Genomic DNA, 18058 nt, shown 5'->3' on the forward strand with positions numbered 1-18058 from the left:
TTTTTGTATACTGCTCTACAAATACGCAAGTGCATTTATTTTGGGCGCGGGTGTGCCGAAGGGCCGGACCCCGATTAAGGGATGTTTTTAGTCTGTATTGAGGATGTATCGATTTCAGTGGTTGCGGGTGCCGCTGCCCGTGATACAGGCCGGACGAAGACCATTGAAAAAGGATACCGGGTATGACGAATAGAACGGGTGCGGTCAGGCTATCCGGCTTCCTGCGTTGCGCATCGGTGCAGGATGTCCAACTTGTAGAAAGCCATCTACCCGATCACATTCGCCTGACCAGAGCGGAGCCGGGCTGTATTTCCTTTGAGGTATCGCAGACCGAAGACCCCCTGATCTGGAGGGTGGAAGAGCTTTTTGTGGACCGCGCTGCTTTCGATTTTCATCAGCAGCGCACGCGCGCATCTAAGTGGTTTGTTGCCACCTCCGCCATTCCACGGGACTATGAGATAGTGACGCTGGCGTAAATAAAGACAGGGGCCGCAGCGGCATTTCTGCTGGCTGCGGCCTGTTTGCATTTTTGAAGCACCAGTGGACTGGTGTCTGCGCCTATTCCTTCGGCATGCCGATCGGTGGCGCAAGACGCCGCTGCGCAGCGATGCGGAAGGGGGCGTTCATCGCGCCATATCCGCCGTAGGCACCGCGCCTTTCGACGATTTCGAAGAAGAACCCTTCGCCGAAGGTGCGGCTGTAGATCTGGAAATATTCGCCGTTGTCGTCCCGGTCGTAGAGGATGCTTGCTTCCCGGAGTGCGTCGGAGAATTCCGGTTCCAGCCCGAAGCGGGCCTCCAGATCGTCATAATAATTGCGCGAGATCGGCAGGGCGTGAAAGCCGCGCGCATGCAGAGCCTTGGCGGTGGCGAAGATATCGTCCGTGGCGAAGGCGATGTGCTGGATGCTGGTGCCGAAACCTTCCGCCAGAAATTTGCCGGCGAAGGTCTTTCGGTTGTCGGCGCCGTTCATGGTCAGGCGGAAACGCGGGGAGGGCACGCTTTCTATGGCCTGGCTGCGCACCAGACCGCCGGGATCGACCACATCCACCATCGGCGTGCGGCGCGTTGAAAACAGCGATGTGTAAAACAGAAGCCAGGTCAGCATTTCATCGTAATGCGTGGTTTGCGCAAGATGGTCGATGCGGGTCAGTCCGGTATTGCCTGCCGGTGCCGTCGCATCTACCGGTGCGAATTCATTGTCCCAGATGGAGGCGAGCGCCGTGGACCCGTCGAGGAAATAGATCACGCCATTGCCCACGCCCTGAATGGCTGGAACCGCGACTTCGCCGGATTTGCGCGGTTCGGCGAATGTCGGCGCGCCCAGCGCTGCCGCACGCGCAAGCGCTGCCTGCGCATCATCGACCTTCAGGCCGAACGCATAAGCATTGGTGCCGTGGATGGAGTACGATGCACCGGCGAAACTCTCACCGGTACCGCCGGTATTGATGACGATGCGAATGTCGCCCTGCGTATAGAGATCGACATCACGATTGCGGTGCCTCGCGGTTTTATCAAAACCGAGTGTGGCGAGCAGCGCTTCCAGATTGGCCTTTTCCTCCGGTGCCGTTGTGAACTCGACAAACTCCACGCCTTCCGTCTGCACCCGCTCAGGCATGGCGGGCGCCTCGATGCGGATGTCGGGCTCCAGACGGCGCACCTGATCCATGAGGTTGATGAGCGAACGATGGCCGTCCTCAGCCAGCAGGCGCGCCGAGCCACCGCGGAACTGGTCGTTGAAGATTTCGAGCGACAGCGGGCCGCTATATCCGGTTGCGGCGACAGCGCGCATGAAATCCACCACTGGCAGATCGCCTTCGCCGGGCATGTTGCGGAAATGGCGGCTCCAGTACAAAAGGTCCATGTCGATCAGCGGTGCGTCGGCCAATTGCACGATGAAGATCTTGTCGCCGGGAATGGAGCGGATGGAGTTGGGATCGATCTTGCGCGACAGCGTGTGGAAGCTGTCGAGGATGATGCCGACATTGGGGTGATCGGCGCGGCGCACCACTTCCCACGCATCGCGATGATCGCTGATGTGCCGGCCCCAGGCCAGCGCCTCGTAACCCACGCGAACACCATGCCTGGCCGCAAGTTCGCCAAGCTCATGGAAATCGGCGGCGGCGCGGTCTATGCCACCCAGCGACACCGGCGAGACATTCGAGCAGATCAGCATCAGATCGGTCCCGAGTTCGCCCATGATGTCGAATTTACGCCCTGCGCGCTCGAAGGCGCGGGCGCGGTGCGGTTCCGGCATGCCTTCGAAATCGCGGAACGGCTGGAAAAGCGTGATATCCAGCCCATGATCCGCCGCAAGGGCCTTCACCTCGCGCGGCGAGGCGTCGTAGGTCAGGAAATCGTTCTCGAAAATCTCCACGCCGGTGAAACCGGCTTTCGCAATGGCCGCCAGTTTCTCCGGGAATTCGCCGCTGATGGAGACGGTGGCGATGGAAGTACGCATTGGCACGCCCTGTTTGCCTGTGTCATAGCTCGCCATATTGCGTTCCTTTTCAGCGTTATGTACTAATTGGTTAATAATAGGGGTGCGGCGGCAAGCCGTATACCCTGCTGATGGATGGATCATGACAAAAAGCGCAACTTCGAATGGCACCAGCGAAACCCGGCAGGCGAAGCGCGATCCGGAAGGCGTGCGCCGAGACATTCTTTCCGTTGCGATGGAGGAGTTTTCGCAAAACGGCCTGTCGGGGGCGCGCATCGACGAGATCGCCGCCCGCACGCGCACGTCCAAGCGGATGATCTATTATTATTTTACCGACAAGGAAGGGCTTTACCAGCGCGTTCTTGAAGAAGCCTATGCCAAGGTGCGTGGCGGCGAGAGCGATCTGGAGCTGGACGGTCTGGAGCCGGTTGCGGCGCTCGAAAAGCTCTGTCGGTTCACTTTCGATCACCATCGCCGCAACCCGGCTTTCATCCGCATGGTGATGATCGAGAACATTCATCACGGCCGGCACATGCAATCGTCCGGAACGATCCGTCAGCTCAACCGGCCGGCCATCGATGCCCTGGAAAGTGTGCTGCTGCGCGGCCAGAAGAGCGGCATTTTCCGCAACGGAATCAATGCGCTGGAATTGCACTGGCAGATCAGCGCGCTGTCCTTTTTCAACGTCTCGAACGTCGCAACCTTCTCGTTCATCTTCGGCGACGGGCTGTTTACCGAGAAGGGTCAGCAAACATTGTCGCATCACGTCAGCGACATGGTGTTGCGATATGTGCTGAGCCCGGACCATATCACGAAGATCGGGAAAGACGGCCGATGAGGTGGCTGAGCGCCACCCCGTAACCTTCGATGCCGAGACCGGCGATCACGCCTTCGGCGCGCGTCGAGATATAGGAATGGTGGCGGAAGATCTCCCGTTTGTGGATGTTGGAAATGTGAACCTCGATCACTGGTGCCTCGAAGGTATTGAGTGCATCGAGGATCGCCACCGAGGTATGGGTAAAGGCACCGGGATTGATGACGATCCCTGCCGATGTGCCGCGCGCCGCATGGATCCAGTCGATCAGCTCGTATTCCCGGTTGCTCTGGGCAAAGAATATCTCGTGGCCCGCCGCCTCGGCAATCGCGCGGCAATTGGCCTCCACATCAGCCATCGTCTCGTAGCCGTAGATTTCCGGCTGGCGTTGGCCGAGCAGGTTGAGGTTCGGTCCGTTAAGTATGGTGAAAAGGCTCACGCCACACCCTCTTTCGTGCAAATTTCGGTAAAATGTGCCGTCATGCGTTCGGCATCAGGTTCACGGCCGCAGAACAGCCGAAACGCGCCAACAGCCTGAAACACCGTCATGCCGCCGCCGGGCAGGGTGCGACAGCCTTTTTGGGCCGCCGTCGCCAGAAGCTCGGTCACCAGCGGCATATAAACGATATCGGCCACCCAGTGCCGTTGTTCAAGCAGGTCGGCCTTGACCGGCATGCCGGGATGGGCGGGCATGCCCATCGGTGTGGCGTGGATCAACCCATCCGCGAAGGGCAGGGAATCTGCCGGGTCTTTCACGGCAAAGGCGTGGCCTTCGCCAAAACGGGCGTTGAGTTCGGCAGCCAGATGCTCGGCGCGGCTGAAATCGCGGTCGCAGATATCGAGATGGGTAATGCCGAGTTTCAGCGCCGCATGGGCCACCGCAACGCCTGCACCACCAGCACCGACCAGCAGCGCCCGGTCGCGTTTCGCATCCGGCAGGCCGCGCATGAAGCTTTCGTAAAATCCGTACCAGTCCGTATTGTGCCCAATGCGACGTCCGTCCTTGAAGACGACGGTGTTGACCGCGCCGAGCATGCGGGCATCATCAGACAATTCATGCAGGTGCGGAAGCACTGCTTGCTTGAAGGGATGGGTAATGTTGGTGCCGGCAAAGCCGCGCGATTCCAGCTCATTGAGCAGATCGGGAAGCGCGCTTTCCGGCAGCTTGCGCGCCACGACATCGACAAGCTCATAGGAATAATCGAGGCCGTGGGCAGCCCCTTCGCGCATGTGCAGCGCGGGAGATTTGGAAAGCTGGATGTCGGCGCCAATCAGGCCGACCTTGAAGGATTTGGTGTCTGTCATGATCAGGTCATCGCTCATCGAACGTGGTGGGAGAGGCGGGGGTCATCCCCGCCTGCCTGTCGGCTCCGGGTGAGCCTTAGTGATGGGCGAGAATTTCGCCGAGGAACGTGCGGGTACGCTGATGCTTGGGATCGCGGAAGAACTCGTCCGGCGGGCCTTCCTCGATGATTTCGCCTTCCGACATGAAGACCACACGGTCGGCAACCTGCCGGGCAAAGCCCATTTCATGGGTCACGCAGATCATCGTCATGCCGTCGCGGGCAAGACCGATCATCGTGTCGAGCACTTCCTTGACCATTTCCGGATCAAGCGCCGAAGTCGGCTCATCGAACAGCATGGCTTTCGGCTCCATGCAGAGCGCACGGGCAATCGCTGCGCGTTGCTGCTGGCCGCCGGAAAGCTGCGCCGGATATTTATCGGCCTGATTGAGAATGCGCACGCGCTCCAGATATTTGCGCGCGGTCGCTTCCGCATCGGCTTTCGACAGGCCCTTCACCCGCATGGGCGCCAAGGTGCAGTTTTCCATGATAGTCTTGTGCGGGAAGAGATTGAAGCTCTGGAACACCATGCCCACTTCACGGCGAACCGCATCGATGGCGCGGGTCGAATCCGAAAGCGTGGTTCCCTCGACCGTGATCTTGCCCTCCTGGATTTCTTCCAGATGGTTGATGCAGCGGATAAGGGTGGATTTTCCTGAACCCGACGGGCCGCAAAGAACGATTTTTTCGCCTTTGCGAACCGTCATGTTGACGCCTTTCAGCGCATGGAAGGCTCCATACCACTTTCCAACCCCTTCAAGGGCGATCAGCGGAGCCTGTGCGGCGGAGGATTGCGACATGGAACTTTCCTTCATGCTGGGAAGCAGCGTTAGTTAACGGTGTAGGGAATGTCAGGAAGCGAGGCCGGGAAGTCCGGAACCGGGCGCTTCATCCATTTGGCATAGACTTTTGCGAGCTCGCCATTGGCCTTGGCTTTGTCGAGCCAAGCGTTGAGTGCCTCGTTCCAGTCCTTTTCACCGGGGCGCGTGGCGGCGCTGTTGTAGAGGGTCACGAGGTCGAACTTCACCTCGTAATCCTTGCCGCCAGCCGCTGCGAGACGGTCACCATAAAACTGGTTGCCGCCGATTGCCTCGATCTGGCCCGACAGGATCGCCTGAATGGTGGCGGCGTCATCGTCGAAACGCAGAATTTTTGCCTTGGTGCCGGCACCTGCGGTCAACGCCGTGTCCATCGGACTGGATTTCGGCGCGCCGACGGTCATTCCCGTGAGATCGTCGAAGTTGGCGATCTTCTTGTCCTTGGTGGCATAGACCGACATGACGTTATGCGCGTAAGGCTGCGCATATTGTACGTTTTTCGCGCGTTCCGGCGTCATCCCCATCGACGCGAACAGGGCATCGACCTTTCCGGTGCGAAGCGACGGGATGCGGTTGGCGACGGCAAGCGGTACGAACTCCACTTTCAGTCCAAGATAGTCCGCAAACCCGCGGGCCAAATCCGCATCATAACCTTCCTGAACACCAGAGGAATTTATGAAGCCCCAGGGCGCGTTGTCGCCCTGAATGCCGATGATGATCTTGCCGCTGGACTTTGCTTCTTCAAGTGTTCTGGCTTCTGCACTTGCGGGTATCAGGATTGGCAGCAAAGCTGCTGCCAATCCGACGGCGATGGCTGTTCGCCAACGCGTCTGTCTGTTAAAGATTCCCATTGGTTACTCCTCCCAATCCAGCCTCTTCCGGTCTTCACTTCACGGTGAAAGGAATATCCGGCAGGCTTTCCGGGAAAGCGGGAACTTCGCGCTTCATCCACTTGTCGTAGATCTTGGCAAGCTGACCATCCGACTTGATCTTGTCGAGGAAGGCGTTGACGGTCTCGTTCCAGTCCTTTTCACCCGGACGGGTGCCGGCGCCGTTGTAAAGCGTCGTCAGGTCGAACTTCGGCTCGTATTTGCCGTTGGCAGCCTGATTGAGGCGGTCGCCATAAAACTGGTTGCCACCGACAACCTCGACCTGGCCGGAAATCAGCGCCTGAATGTTGGCGGCATCATCGTCAAAGCGCAGGATCTTGGCCTTGGAGCCTGCACCTGCCGTGATCGCCGTGTCCATGGCGCTGGACTTCGGAACGCCGACGGAAACGCCGGTCAGATCGTCATAGTTGCCGATCTTCTTGTCCTTGGGGCCGTAGACGGAAAGCACGTTACCGGCATAGGGCTTGGAATACTGGATGGTCTTGGCGCGCTCGGCGGTCATGCCCATGGTTGCGAACAGCAGGTCGACTTTGCCCGTCAGAAGGGCCGGAATGCGGTTTGCCACGGCAAGCGGTACGAATTCGACCTTGACGCCGAGATATTCGGCAAACGCCTTGCCGATATCGGCATCGAGGCCGTCCTGAACGCCGCTCGAATTGACGAAGCCCCATGGCGAATTGTCGCCCTGAATGCCGATTACGACCTTACCCTTTGCCTTGGCCTCATCCACCGTGCCGGCGAAGGCGTCGACCGGTGCGATAAAGGGCAGGGCGACCGTTGCTGCGGCGAGCGCGAGCAGGGTGCGACGTGAGAATTTACCGTTGGATTTCATCTTTTGCTCCTCCTTACAAAGCTTGATGACATGTTGATGGGTATTAGCGGGAAGCGGCTTGCATCCGCTTTTCTACACTGGCGCCCCACAGGGAAAGCGGCCAGCAGATCAGGAAATACATGATGCCGACGATGGCAAAGACCGTCAGCGGGCGGAACGTCTGGTTGGAGACGATCTGGCCGGCGCGGGACAGTTCGACGAAGCCGACAATGGCGGCAAGCGACGTGCCCTTTATGAGCTGCACCAGAAAACCGATGGTGGCGGGCAGCGAAATCTTGAAGGCCTGCGGCAGAACCACGTCCTTCATACGCGACACGTAGTGCAGGCCAAGCGCGTTGGCGGCTTCGGTCTGACCCTTCGGCACAGCCTGGATGCCACCGCGCCAGATTTCACCCAGAAAGGCGCTGGCATGCAGGGTGAATGCGATGGCGACCGCAATCCAGGCATCGACATTCAGGCCCGCAAGCGCCACGCCGTAATAGACGACGAAAAGCTGCATCAGGAGCGGTGTGCCCTGGAAAATCGCGATGAAGCCGGTGCTGGCGCGCTGGATCGCCGGGGTTTCGGCAACGCGGCCAAGCGCGACGCAAAGGCCGAAAATGCCGCCACCGATGAAGCCGATCAGGGTCAGCGCAAGGGTCCATTTCAGGCCCTGCAGCAGGAAGAACAATTCGTTGGAACCGATGGATGCCATTGTCTTTTCCTCACTTGACCGGATAGCTGAACGATGTGCGGGAGATGAGGGAAAATACCCCCATCATCAGCGAGGAAATGACCAGATAAAGCAGCGTGATCGAGAAATAGACCTCAAAGGAGCGGAAGGTGTCCGCTTCGATCTGCTGGGCCACCGAGGTCAGCTCGTAAGCCGCAATCGAGGTACAGACCGAAGTGGTCAGCGTCAGCATGATGAACTGGCTGGTGAGTGACGGATAGACCGCCCGAAGCGCCGGCTTCAGAATGATGTGCCGGAAGATCTGCGCCCGGTGCAGGCCAAGCGCCAATCCCGCCTCAACCTGACCCTTGGGAATGGAATCGACGCCGCCGCGAATGATTTCAATGGCATAGGCGCCGCCGTTCAACGCAAGCGCAATGATGGCCGTGACCGTGGGGTTAAGCTTGATGCCGATTTGCGGCAGGGCGAAGAAGATGAAGAATATCTGCACCAGAAACGGCGTGTTGCGAATGGCTTCCACGAACCCGATTACCAGACCGCGCAGCAGCTTGAAGCGCGAGCGGCGGGCCACGACGCCGAGAACCCCGATGACGGTGGCAAGCGACATGCCGGCGATTGCAAGGCCGATCGTTGCAAGACAGGCCAGAAGCAGCTCGGGCAGACGGTCTATGACCGCCGAAAAATCGAGACTGTAAGACATATTTCCTCCCAACCCGTTCGGGTCCGAACAGACGTTTCGCCTTGTTCGCATCGCTTTGGAAACCCTGTGGCTCCAAAGCCCTCCGTTTGTTTTTACCGTGCCGGGGAAGCTCCACACTTCTGTGCCAGCATAGCGTTAACCTGAATGTTTGTACCAGTTAGTTCAATTTTGTGTCAAGCGCCAACTCCGGTTAGAAACAGCTTAAAGATCACTTTTTCTTCATTCATCTTGTTCAAGAAAGTCGTTTTTTATCAACGACTAATGTGATTGGTGGCAAGCGTTTTCATCGCACGCCCGCGCCATTCCCATCTCGCTGGCAAAAGCGCCCGAAGGCCGCTCAGTCTTCGCGAAAATCTGTCATTCCCTTTTTATTCTTCGCTTGCTCCCAGCCGGTCGATCTGCCCCGCGAGGCGCTCGGCGATCAGGAGTGAGGACCCCGTTGCCGTCACCATTTGCGGCAGCGACAGCCATTCGAGCATCCAGCCCGCGCCCGAACGTTCCTGTTCGTGAACGAGAGACTGGTGCAATGCCGAAATCTGCACGGCGTTGAAGCGTGCCAGCGTCACCAGCGTTTCCGCATTGACCGGGTTCTGCTTGTGCGGCATCGCCGAGGAACCACCCCCGCCGCTCATGCGAATTTCGGCGCCGACTTCGGCCAGAAGCGCGATATCCTGCCCGAACTTGCCAAGCGTGCCGGTGACGAGCGACAGCAGATTGGCAAGCTCGGCGATACCGTCGCGCTGGCTGTGCCACTGCGGCCTGTCAGAAAGGCCGAGACGCTTTGCGAGATCGGCGCGGACAGTGCCGGCATTGTCGCCGAGCTTTTCCAGCGTGCCGGCCGCGCCGCCGAACTGGACGGCAAAACCGTGCTGCAAAAACGTGTCGATCCGAACCAGATGCCGTTCCAGCGGATCGATCCAGCTTTCCACCCTGTCGCCGACCGTGATGGCGATGGCGGCCTGCATGCGGGTATATCCCGTCAGCGGGTTGCTGCCATCGCGGGCCGCAATATCACCCAGCGTATCGATGAGGCGGCCGAGCCGTGCCGCGATGATTTCCGCTGCCGCCTTCAGCCGCAGCATCAGGCTGGTATCGATGACATCCTGGCTGGTGGCGCCGAAATGCAGCTTTTCCGCCGCAGTACCGGCAACCGCCGCCCGCATCTGCCGGACAAGTTCCGGCACCACAACGCCGTCCTTGGCGACGCCATGGCGAAGCGCGGTGGTATCAGCGGCAAAATCGGAAAGGCGCGAGACGATCGCATCCGCCGCATCCGCTTCAATGACGCCCGCCCCGGCTTGCGCCTGCGCCAGCGCCGTCTCGAAACGGATCATGGCGTCGATATCCGCTCTGGCCGAAAACAGCTCAACGATTTCGCTGTCGCCAAAAAGGCCGGAGAGAAACGGATGTTCGAAGGGGGAAAGGCTCATCTCAGGTTACAGCTCCGCTCAGATATCGAAAAACACGGTTTCGCCCTCGCCCTGAAGGCGGATATCGAAACGATAGATGTTTCCTTCCTCCTTTTTGGCGACAAGGGTGGCGATGCGGCTTTTCTGCTCGACGCGGGCAAGGACCGGATCGGCGGCATTGGCCTCCTGCTCTTCGGGAAAATACATGCGGGTTTGCAGGCCGATATTTATACCGCGCGCCACGATCCAGAAAGTGATGTGCGGCGCCATCCACCGGCCGTCGCGAAAGGGCACCTTGCCGGGCTTGATGGTCTCGAAGATGAATTCGCCGGTATCCATGTCGCCGGGCGAGCGGCCCCAGCCGGTGAAATTCGGATCCGCCTTGCCGCGTGTTTCGCTGGGGCTGTTGTAATAACCGTCCGTATCCGCCTGCCAGATTTCGATCAGGGCGTCCTTAAGCGGCATGCCAGCGCCGTCGTAGACCGTGCCACGCACGCTTATGCGTTCGCCGCGAGCCTCGTCGTTATAGAGCGCGCCGGAGCCCAGGTCCTTTTCGAACACGCCCTCGATGCCAACGAAATTGGGGGTGCAGCCGATATGGACATATGGACCTGCCGTCTGCGACGCTGATTCCTTGAGATAACCGAGCGGCTGGACCATGATCAGTTGCCTTCCTTGCGATTTTCGAAAAACGTGGAGCGGCGGCCGCGAAGCACGATGTCGAACTTGTATGCCAGCATGTCCATGGGAATGTTTGAATTCATATCCAGCGGCGCGATCAGCCGCTTGATCGCATCCTCGTCCGGGATGGTTTTGACGATCGGACATTTCCAGATCAGCGGATCGCCTTCGAAATACATCTGGGTTATCAGCCGCTGGGCAAAGCCGTGGCCGAAGACCGAGAAGTGGATATGGGCAGGCCGCCAGTCGTTGACGCCGTTCGGCCAGGGGTAAGCGCCAGGCTGGATGGTCTTGAACCAGTAATAACCGTTCTCATCCGTGATCGTGCGGCCGACGCCGCCAAAATTCGGATCGATGGCGGCGAGATAGGTTTCCTTCTTGTGGCGATACCGCCCGCCGGCATTGGCCTGCCAGAATTCCACGAGCGCACCGTCCACGCCGCGGCCGCGCTCGTCCAGCACCCGGCCGTGGACCAGAATGCGCGGGCCAATCGGCATTTCGCCAGGGCGGGCATAATTGAGGATCAGGTCGTTATCCAGCTCGTTCAGCAGGCTGTGGCCGAAAACCGGCCCGGTGATCTCGCTTTTGGTGCCTTCCAGCGAAATCAGGGCGCGCTGCGGAGAACGCAGGATAGAGGTCTTGTACCAGGGAGCATAGGCCAGCGGATGAATGTCGCGGTCGCGTGCGAAGAACGGCCCGGTTTCGGGCTTTGTATTACTCATTTCGTCTCCTCCTCGTCGCTGGAACTATCGGCTTTCATGTCGGCCAGAGCAAGCTTGGCGGTCTTGAAAGCGTGGTTGGCGGCGGGCACGCCGGCATAGATTGCGACATGCAGCAGCGCTTCGCGAATATCCGCTTCGGTGGCGCCGGTATTGGCGGTGGCGCGCACATGCATGGCAAGTTCCTCGTCCTGCCCGAGTGCGGCAAGCAAGGCGATGGTGACCATCGAGCGCTCGCGCTTCGTCCAGTGGTTACCGGACCACACCGTGCCCCAGGCCGCTTCGGTGATGAGCTGCTGAAACGGCTGGTCGAACCCCGTCGTCACCGTCTGCGCGCGGTCGACATGCGCGTCACCGAGCACGGCGCGGCGCGTTTTCATGCCCTGCTCAAATCTCTCGTTCTTATCGATATTGTCCGCCATCTGTCAGTGCTCCGGCAAGGTCTTCAGAAAATCACCGACCGCCTGCGCATAGGCGAGCGGTTGTTCAAGGCATGGAATGTGGCCGCAGCGTGCAATGGTGGCGAGACGGCTTGCGGGAATGAGGTCCGCCAGCGATTGCACCAGTGCTGGCGGTGTCGACCCGTCTTCATCGCCCGCCACGCAGAGCGTCGGAACAGCGATGCGGCCCGCTTCGCGCGTGAAATCGGCATCGCGTATGGCGGCGCAGGTGCCGCTGTAACCGGCCTCCGGCTGTTGGGAAAGCATGTTGCGCGCGCTCGCATAAACCACGTTGTCCGGCTGGCGAAAGGCTGGTGTGAACCAGCGCTCCATCACCGGATCGATCAGCGAGGCAAGGCCGTCAGCGGCGATCTTGTCGATGCGCGCGTTCCACATCTCGGCGGTGCCGATCCTGTGGGCGGTATTGCTGAGCACAAGGGCACGCACGAGATCGGGACGCCGGGCATAAAGTCCCTGTGCAACCAGTCCACCGACCGACAGACCCCAGATAACCGCATTGTTGACGGAAAGATGATCGAGGATGGCAATCAGGTCGTCCGCGTGATCGTCTATCGAATAGGCAGGGCGGCCGATATCGGACAGGCCATGGCCACGTTTGTCGTGCAGGACGAAAGCATATTTGTCGCCAAGTTCCGCGATCACCGCATCCCAGATACGGAAATCGGTGCCAAGCGAATTGATAAAGGCGATGACCGGCTTGTCGCTTTCCAGTTCGTGCGCACGATAATGGATCGCGTTTTCGCCACAGCGCAGAAAATGCATGATGTAAGTCCTCCTGTTGACGATATTGCAAGCACGTTCCGGTTAAGTAAAATGACATTATCGGTGAAAAATATAACCAATGGATTATATGTTCGATGGTCGAGCAGCGTATAAAGTTCCGGCATCTTCAGACCTTCGTGGAGGTGGCGCGCCAGAAAAGCGTCATTCGTGCTGCAGAAATCCTGCATGTCAGCCAGCCGGCGGTAACGAAAACCATCCGCGAACTCGAGGAGATTCTCGGCGTCTCGCTGTTCGACCGCGAGGGGCGCGGCATCCGCATCAGCCGCTATGGCGAGGTGTTCCTGCGCCATGCCGGGGCAACGATGACGGCACTTCGCCATGCGGTCGATTCCGTCTCGCAGGAGGCGGCGCGTGCCGGCCCGCCGGTTCGCGTCGGTGCCTTGCCGACCGTATCGGTGAGGATCATGCCGAAAGCCATGGCGGGATTTCTTTCGGAAAAAACCGGCAGCCCGGTCAAGATCGTCACCGGTGACAATGCCGTTCTTCTGGAGCAGTTGCGCGTCGGCGATCTGGATCTCGTCGTCGGGCGCCTGGCTGCGCCGGAAAAGATGGCGGGCTTTTCCTTCGAGCATCTCTATTCCGAAAAGGTGCGGTTCGTCGTGCGCGCCGGCCATCCGCTGCTGTCACCGGGCATTTCGGTTTTCGATCACCTGCACGAGTTCCCGGTATTGATCCCCACCCGCCAGTCGGTGATCGGTCCCATCGTCGAGCAGTTCCTGATCGCCAATGGGGTGCCGGCCTTGCCGATCCGCATCGAAACGGTATCGGATGCGTTTGGTCGCGCGTTCCTGCGCACCAGTGATGCCGTCTGGATCATTTCGGAAGGGGTGGTCGCAGGCGATGTGGCGGATGGAACTCTGGCGATCCTGCCGGTCGATACCGGCGATACCAGCGGTCCGGTCGGCTTGACGGTGCGGGCCGATACACAGCCCTCACTGCCGCTGTCGCTACTGATACAGGCCATTCGCGAAGCTGCGCGCGAACTGCTCGACCCGAAGCCTGAAACTGTTTCCTAATAGGGAAGCCCGACATAGTTTTCCGCAAGCGCCGTGGAGGCCGCGCGGGAATGCACGAGGTAATCCAGTTCCGCTTCCTGAATGCGCTGGCCAAATTCGCCTGTATCGGGAAAGCGGTGCATCATTGTCGTCATCCACCAGGAAAAGCGCACGGCCTTCCAGACGCGAGATAGCGCTTTCTGCGAATAGGAATCGATGCCCGCTTCTGACCCTTCACGATAAAATTCGATGAGCGCCTCGCTGAGATAATGCACGTCGCTGGCAGCAAGGTTGAGGCCCTTGGCGCCGGTCGGCGGCACGATGTGGGCGGCGTCGCCCGCCAGAAACAATCGCCCGAAGCGCATCGGTTCGCACACGAAGGACCGAAGCGGTGCGATGGATTTTTCAAACGACGGTCCGGTCACCAGGGCATCGGCATGGTTTTCCGGCAGGCGGCGGCGGATTTCATCCCAGAAGCGCTCATCGCTCCAGTCCTCCGGCCGGTCTTCCAGCGAACATTGCAGGTAATAGCGGCTGCGCGTGTGCGAGCGCATGGAACAGAGCGCAAAACCACTGGGATGGTTGGCATAGATGAGTTCGTGGCTGACAGGCGGCACTTCGGCCAGAATACCGAGCCAGCCGAAGGGATATATCTTTTCGAATTCCTTGATCGAGCGCTCAGGCACGGATTTGCGGCTGACGCCGTGAAACCCATCGCATCCGGCAATAAAATCACAATCTATCCGATGGCTTACGCCGTCTTTCTCATAGGTGACATAGGGGCTGGCACCATCGAAATCATGAGGCTCCACATTCGAGGCTTCATAGATTGTGGTAAGCCCCGCTTTTTCGCGGGCATCCATCAGGTCGTGCGTCACCTCCGTCTGACCGTAGACCATTACCCGTTTGCCGCCGGTCAGATCGAAGAGGTCGATACGGTGATCGCGCCCGTCAAAGGTCAGCGAGAAACCGTCATGTGGCAGACCTTCCTTGTGCAGGCGTTTGTCGGCGCCAACCTTTTCCAGAAGGTGCACTGTACCTTCTTCCAGCACCCCGGCGCGGACCCGACCGAGGATGTAGTCCTTGCCGGCCCGGTCGAGAATGACGGTATCGATGCCTTCATTGGCAAGCAGCTGACCAAGCAGCAGACCCGAAGGGCCGGAGCCGATGATGACGACCTTGGTGCGCATTATTTTCCTCCCGGAATTGTCTCCTGTCAGGAAATTGACCAAAGCGCGCGACAAGCTCAATGGACTTTCTGATCCGTAAATTGCACAATTCGACCATGATGCGGGGAGCTGGGGTGACATGCGGGTTGCGGCGAATGAAGGCCTATATGGCGAGGAGACTGCGCAAGGAACCGCTTTCCGCTTTCATTGCGAGACGCTTTTTTCCAGAAGCAGCCTGCATCGCTTTGAAATCGGCCTGCACCGGCATGCCGCGTTCCTGCAAATCTTGTACATTTGGGGCGGCGAGGGCGATGCATTGCTGGATGGCCTCACCGAGGCTATCCGCCCACCGGTCGCCATTGTCGTACCGCCGGGTTTCGAGCACGGCTTTCGTTTTTCGCGTGATATTGGCGGGGTGATCGTCACCGTGCTGCCGGGCGCGCTTGCCGCATCCGTGCAGGCGCTGCTGCTGCGGAATTTCCAGCAGCCCGTGTTGTTGCCGTTACAGGATTTCTCCGAGGGCGAGCGATTGCGCAGGGATTTCGAACATATCTCCGCGGAGTATGAAAGCCACGAGATAGGCCGGGAGGCGATGATCGAAGGTCAGCTTGCCACCGTGGCTGCACTTCTTGCACGAGCGGCGCGGCCTCTACTGGAAAGAACCGGGGAAGGCCCTGCGGAACAGCGCTTCGAACTCCTGCTGTCACTGATCGCCCGACATATTCGCGAGCCGCGCAAGGCGGCGTTTTATGCGCAGAAGCTCGGCCTTTCCGAGACCCATCTCAACCGTCTCGTCCGTTCCGTTTCCGGCCTCAGCCTGCAACGGCTTGTTGCCAGGCGCCAGATCGAGATCGCCCAGCAGGAACTGATCTTCACCGTATCGACCGTGCAGATGATTGCGGAAGATCTCGGTTTTGCCGACCCGGCCTATTTCAACCGCTTCTTCAAGCGGGAAACAGGCATGACACCGCGGGCATGGCGATTGGCTGAACGGCGGAAAATGGGAGATGACGGCGCGGCTTCGGCCTCACCTCAGGCAAGCATTCTTCCCAGCTCACGCTGGACGGAAAGCAGTGGCGGCAAATAACGTTCCACCAGATCCTCCATGGACGCTACCGAGGCGGCAAGCCCGACATTGAGTGCTGCGACCGTCTGCCCGCGCACGGTTTTCACCGGCACGGCAATGGAGCGAAGGCCGATCTCCACCTCCTGATCGATCAGGGCATAACCACGATTGCGGGTCGCCTCGAGTTCGTCAAGCAGGGCGTCGATACCGGTCATCGTCTTTTCCGTCCGTGCCACCAGCCGCGAGTGTTCCAGGACCTCGCGCTGCCGTTCCGGTGTAAGGGCTGAGAGGAGAACGCGGCCCATGGAGGTGCAATAGGCGGGCAGGCGCGAGCCAGGCATGAGGGCGATGGACATGACCCGCTGCTGGGCGGCGCGCGCCACATACACGATTTCGGTATCGTCCAGAATGGAGACTGATGTGCTGTGGCCGATCTCTTCCGAAAGACGGTCGAGAAGGGGCTGGACGATGCGCGGCAGCGGCATGGTGGCAAGACAGCCGGTGCCAAGCCGCAGCACCTTGGGCGTCACAGTGAAGAACTTGCCGTCATAGGCGGCGTAACCCATTTCCGACAGTGTCAGCAGACAGCGCCGCGTGGTGGCGCGGTCGAGCCCGGCGATTTCTGCCGCGTCGGAAATGGAGAGGCGTGGACGCTCGGCGCTGAACGCCTCGATCACCTTCAGCCCCTTGGCGAGACCGCCCATCATATCTCTTTCATTGACGGCCATGTCGCGGCTCCATTTGTGCGATATACGAACAAAAATCATATAACGCACAAAATTGTTGCCGTCGAGGCGGATTCGGATTTAGCTCTGCGCCAAGCAGCCTTGCGAGTTCCCATTGCTGGGCTGGATGGAGGATTGATATGGACAAGACAATCAAGAGCGCGACTGATGCCATTTCCGGTATCGGCGACGGCGCGACGGTGATGATCGGCGGTTTTGGCGGCTCCGGCGCGCCCATCGAGCTGATCCACGCCCTGATCGACAAGGGACCGAAAAACCTGACGGTCATCAACAACAACGCCGGCAATGGCCGTATCGGCATTGCCGCAATGATCGATGCGGGCATGGTCAAGAAGATGATCTGCTCGTTTCCGCGCTCTTCCGATCCGCGCGCTTTCACCGACAGATATCTGGCCGGCGAAATCGAGCTGGAACTTGTGCCGCAGGGCACGCTTGCCGAGCGTATCCGTGCCGGTGGCGCCGGCATTCCGGCATTCTACACCCCGACTGCCTTTGGCACGGAGCTTGCCAATGGCAAGCCGATCGCCGAATTCGACGGCCGGTCGTATGTTCAGGAACGCTGGCTGAAGGCGGATTTCGCCATCGTCAAGGCTGAGCTTGGCGATACCTACGGCAATCTCACCTATAACAAGGCGGGGCGCAATTTTAACCCGCTGATGTGCATGGCGGCAGCCACCACCATCGCCCAGGTCTCGAAGATCGTCGCTGCCGGCGAGATCGACCCCGAGCATGTCGTCACGCCCGGCATTTTCGTCAACGGCGTCGTGGAAATCGCCAATCCGCAACAGGAAGAAGTCCTCATTCGTGCGGGAGTAGCCTACGCATGACCCAGCCAATCAACACTCGCGACGATATCAAGCTCTCCAACGCCCAGATCGCCTGGCGCGCGGCGCAGGACATTGAGGATGGCGCTTACGTCAATCTCGGTATCGGTTTTCCCGAAATGGTCGCCCGTTACCAGCCGCCCGGCCGTCAGGCTATCTTCCACACCGAAAACGGCATCCTGAATTTCGGCGAAGCGCCGCCGGAAGGTGAAGAGGACTGGAACCTCATCAATGCCGGCAAGAAGGCGGTGACGCTGAAGCCGGGTGCCTCCTTCTTCCACCATGCCGACAGCTTCGCCATGGTGCGCGGCGGGCATCTGGATGTGGCGATCCTCGGCGCCTATCAGGTGGCGCAGAATGGTGATCTCGCCAATTGGCGCGTTGGCTCCAAGGGCGTGCCCGCCGTTGGCGGTGCCATGGATCTGGTGCATGGCGCCAAGCAGGTTTTCGTCATCACCGAACACGTGACGAAGAACGGCGAGCCGAAGCTTGTCGAAAAATGCGCCTTTCCGCTGACTGGCGTCGGCTGCATCACCCGCATCTACACCAGCCATGCGGTGATTGACGTCGTGGATGGCCGTTTCGTTTTGCGCGAAAAGCTGGCGGCGATGAGCTTCGATGAATTGCAGGCCATGACCGGCGCGCCTCTCCATGTCGATGGCGAAGTCGCCGATCTTGTCGCCCCGGAACTTTGAG

General features: G+C 59.6%; 21 protein-coding genes. 6 read left to right on the forward strand and 15 right to left on the reverse strand.

The features are described from left to right. The first annotated feature begins 182 nt into the window (after positions 1-182). Positions 183-476, forward strand: a complete 294-nt coding sequence (locus ACQZ5Y_RS19900) for a putative quinol monooxygenase (protein WP_013762362.1) — start codon at positions 183-185, stop codon at positions 474-476. Positions 477-558: 82 nt separating this feature from the next. On the opposite strand, the gene ACQZ5Y_RS19905 is transcribed toward ACQZ5Y_RS19900, so the two are convergent. Further along, a complete protein-coding gene (locus ACQZ5Y_RS19905; RefSeq protein ID WP_026331045.1) occupies positions 559-2460 on the reverse strand; it encodes a bifunctional sugar phosphate isomerase/epimerase/4-hydroxyphenylpyruvate dioxygenase family protein in 1902 nt (633 codons plus the stop codon). A gap of 121 nt (positions 2461-2581) precedes the next feature. Between ACQZ5Y_RS19905 and ACQZ5Y_RS19910 the strand changes: the two genes are divergently transcribed. Beyond that, on the forward strand, positions 2582-3277 hold the full coding sequence (locus tag ACQZ5Y_RS19910) for a TetR/AcrR family transcriptional regulator (protein ID WP_004431011.1): 696 nt from the start codon (positions 2582-2584) through the stop codon (positions 3275-3277). Here ACQZ5Y_RS19910 and aroQ read toward each other — a convergent pair. The 12 genes from aroQ to pcaD form a co-directional block, all read right to left on the reverse strand. After that, entirely contained in the window at positions 3249-3692 is a 444-nt protein-coding gene (gene aroQ, locus ACQZ5Y_RS19915) for a type II 3-dehydroquinate dehydratase (RefSeq protein WP_004431014.1), read from the reverse strand. The genes ACQZ5Y_RS19910 and aroQ overlap by 29 nt on opposite strands. Then, complete coding sequence (locus ACQZ5Y_RS19920; RefSeq protein ID WP_013762364.1) at positions 3689-4576, reverse strand: shikimate dehydrogenase; 888 nt, start codon at positions 4574-4576, stop codon at positions 3689-3691. Before ACQZ5Y_RS19920 ends, aroQ begins: the two co-directional genes overlap by 4 nt. 58 nt (positions 4577-4634) lie before the next feature. Then, positions 4635-5396, reverse strand: a complete 762-nt coding sequence (locus ACQZ5Y_RS19925; RefSeq protein ID WP_004431018.1) for an amino acid ABC transporter ATP-binding protein — start codon at positions 5394-5396, stop codon at positions 4635-4637. Positions 5397-5425: 29 nt separating this feature from the next. Then, positions 5426-6265, reverse strand: a complete 840-nt coding sequence (locus tag ACQZ5Y_RS19930; RefSeq protein WP_174051069.1) for a transporter substrate-binding domain-containing protein — start codon at positions 6263-6265, stop codon at positions 5426-5428. 34 nt (positions 6266-6299) lie between these two features. Then, a complete protein-coding gene (locus ACQZ5Y_RS19935; protein WP_004431022.1) occupies positions 6300-7136 on the reverse strand; it encodes a transporter substrate-binding domain-containing protein in 837 nt (278 codons plus the stop codon). Between the two features lie 43 nt (positions 7137-7179). Next, positions 7180-7830, reverse strand: a complete 651-nt coding sequence (locus ACQZ5Y_RS19940; protein WP_004431025.1) for an amino acid ABC transporter permease — start codon at positions 7828-7830, stop codon at positions 7180-7182. A 10-nt stretch (positions 7831-7840) separates the two neighbouring features. Then, positions 7841-8509 carry an amino acid ABC transporter permease gene (locus ACQZ5Y_RS19945; RefSeq protein WP_004431026.1) on the reverse strand — a complete coding sequence of 223 codons (669 nt, stop codon included), beginning with the start codon at positions 8507-8509 and terminating at the stop codon, positions 7841-7843. A 368-nt stretch (positions 8510-8877) separates the two neighbouring features. Beyond that, positions 8878-9939 carry a 3-carboxy-cis,cis-muconate cycloisomerase gene (locus ACQZ5Y_RS19950; protein ID WP_111795293.1) on the reverse strand — a complete coding sequence of 354 codons (1062 nt, stop codon included), beginning with the start codon at positions 9937-9939 and terminating at the stop codon, positions 8878-8880. An 18-nt stretch (positions 9940-9957) separates the two neighbouring features. Then, positions 9958-10578, reverse strand: coding sequence for a protocatechuate 3,4-dioxygenase subunit alpha (pcaG, locus tag ACQZ5Y_RS19955; protein ID WP_174051071.1), 621 nt, complete (start codon positions 10576-10578; stop codon positions 9958-9960). Positions 10579-10580: 2 nt separating this feature from the next. Then, positions 10581-11321 carry a protocatechuate 3,4-dioxygenase subunit beta gene (gene pcaH, locus ACQZ5Y_RS19960; protein ID WP_004431032.1) on the reverse strand — a complete coding sequence of 247 codons (741 nt, stop codon included), beginning with the start codon at positions 11319-11321 and terminating at the stop codon, positions 10581-10583. Next, complete coding sequence (gene pcaC / locus ACQZ5Y_RS19965) at positions 11318-11740, reverse strand: 4-carboxymuconolactone decarboxylase (RefSeq protein WP_174051073.1); 423 nt, start codon at positions 11738-11740, stop codon at positions 11318-11320. Before pcaC ends, pcaH begins: the two co-directional genes overlap by 4 nt. A 3-nt stretch (positions 11741-11743) precedes the next feature. After that, positions 11744-12541, reverse strand: a complete 798-nt coding sequence (gene pcaD, locus ACQZ5Y_RS19970; RefSeq protein WP_174051075.1) for a 3-oxoadipate enol-lactonase — start codon at positions 12539-12541, stop codon at positions 11744-11746. Between the two features lie 95 nt (positions 12542-12636). On the opposite strand from pcaD, the gene pcaQ reads away from it, so the two are divergent. Continuing rightward, positions 12637-13578, forward strand: a complete 942-nt coding sequence (gene pcaQ, locus ACQZ5Y_RS19975) for a pca operon transcription factor PcaQ (protein ID WP_019567002.1) — start codon at positions 12637-12639, stop codon at positions 13576-13578. On the opposite strand, the gene pobA is transcribed toward pcaQ, so the two are convergent. Beyond that, positions 13575-14747, reverse strand: a complete 1173-nt coding sequence (pobA, locus tag ACQZ5Y_RS19980; protein WP_174051077.1) for a 4-hydroxybenzoate 3-monooxygenase — start codon at positions 14745-14747, stop codon at positions 13575-13577. The two genes, pcaQ and pobA, sit on opposite strands and share 4 nt — an antisense overlap. A gap of 118 nt (positions 14748-14865) precedes the next feature. Between pobA and ACQZ5Y_RS19985 the strand changes: the two genes are divergently transcribed. Continuing rightward, the gene (locus tag ACQZ5Y_RS19985) at positions 14866-15813 is read left to right on the forward strand and encodes a helix-turn-helix domain-containing protein (protein ID WP_038495095.1); all 948 of its coding nucleotides are present in this window, start codon (positions 14866-14868) and stop codon (positions 15811-15813) included. Here ACQZ5Y_RS19985 and ACQZ5Y_RS19990 read toward each other — a convergent pair. Next, the gene (locus tag ACQZ5Y_RS19990; protein ID WP_038495899.1) at positions 15759-16520 is read right to left on the reverse strand and encodes an IclR family transcriptional regulator; all 762 of its coding nucleotides are present in this window, start codon (positions 16518-16520) and stop codon (positions 15759-15761) included. The genes ACQZ5Y_RS19985 and ACQZ5Y_RS19990 overlap by 55 nt on opposite strands. A 137-nt stretch (positions 16521-16657) precedes the next feature. Here ACQZ5Y_RS19990 and ACQZ5Y_RS19995 point away from each other — a divergent pair, with 137 nt between their 5' ends. Together ACQZ5Y_RS19995 and ACQZ5Y_RS20000 are read left to right on the forward strand one after the other, a co-directional pair. Then, positions 16658-17365 carry a 3-oxoacid CoA-transferase subunit A gene (locus ACQZ5Y_RS19995; protein WP_019567005.1) on the forward strand — a complete coding sequence of 236 codons (708 nt, stop codon included), beginning with the start codon at positions 16658-16660 and terminating at the stop codon, positions 17363-17365. Continuing rightward, positions 17362-18057, forward strand: coding sequence for a CoA transferase subunit B (locus tag ACQZ5Y_RS20000; protein WP_004431045.1), 696 nt, complete (start codon positions 17362-17364; stop codon positions 18055-18057). Before ACQZ5Y_RS19995 ends, ACQZ5Y_RS20000 begins: the two co-directional genes overlap by 4 nt. The last annotated feature ends 1 nt before the right edge of the window (position 18058 follow it).

Source organism: Agrobacterium sp. A3-95 (assembly GCF_053521785.1).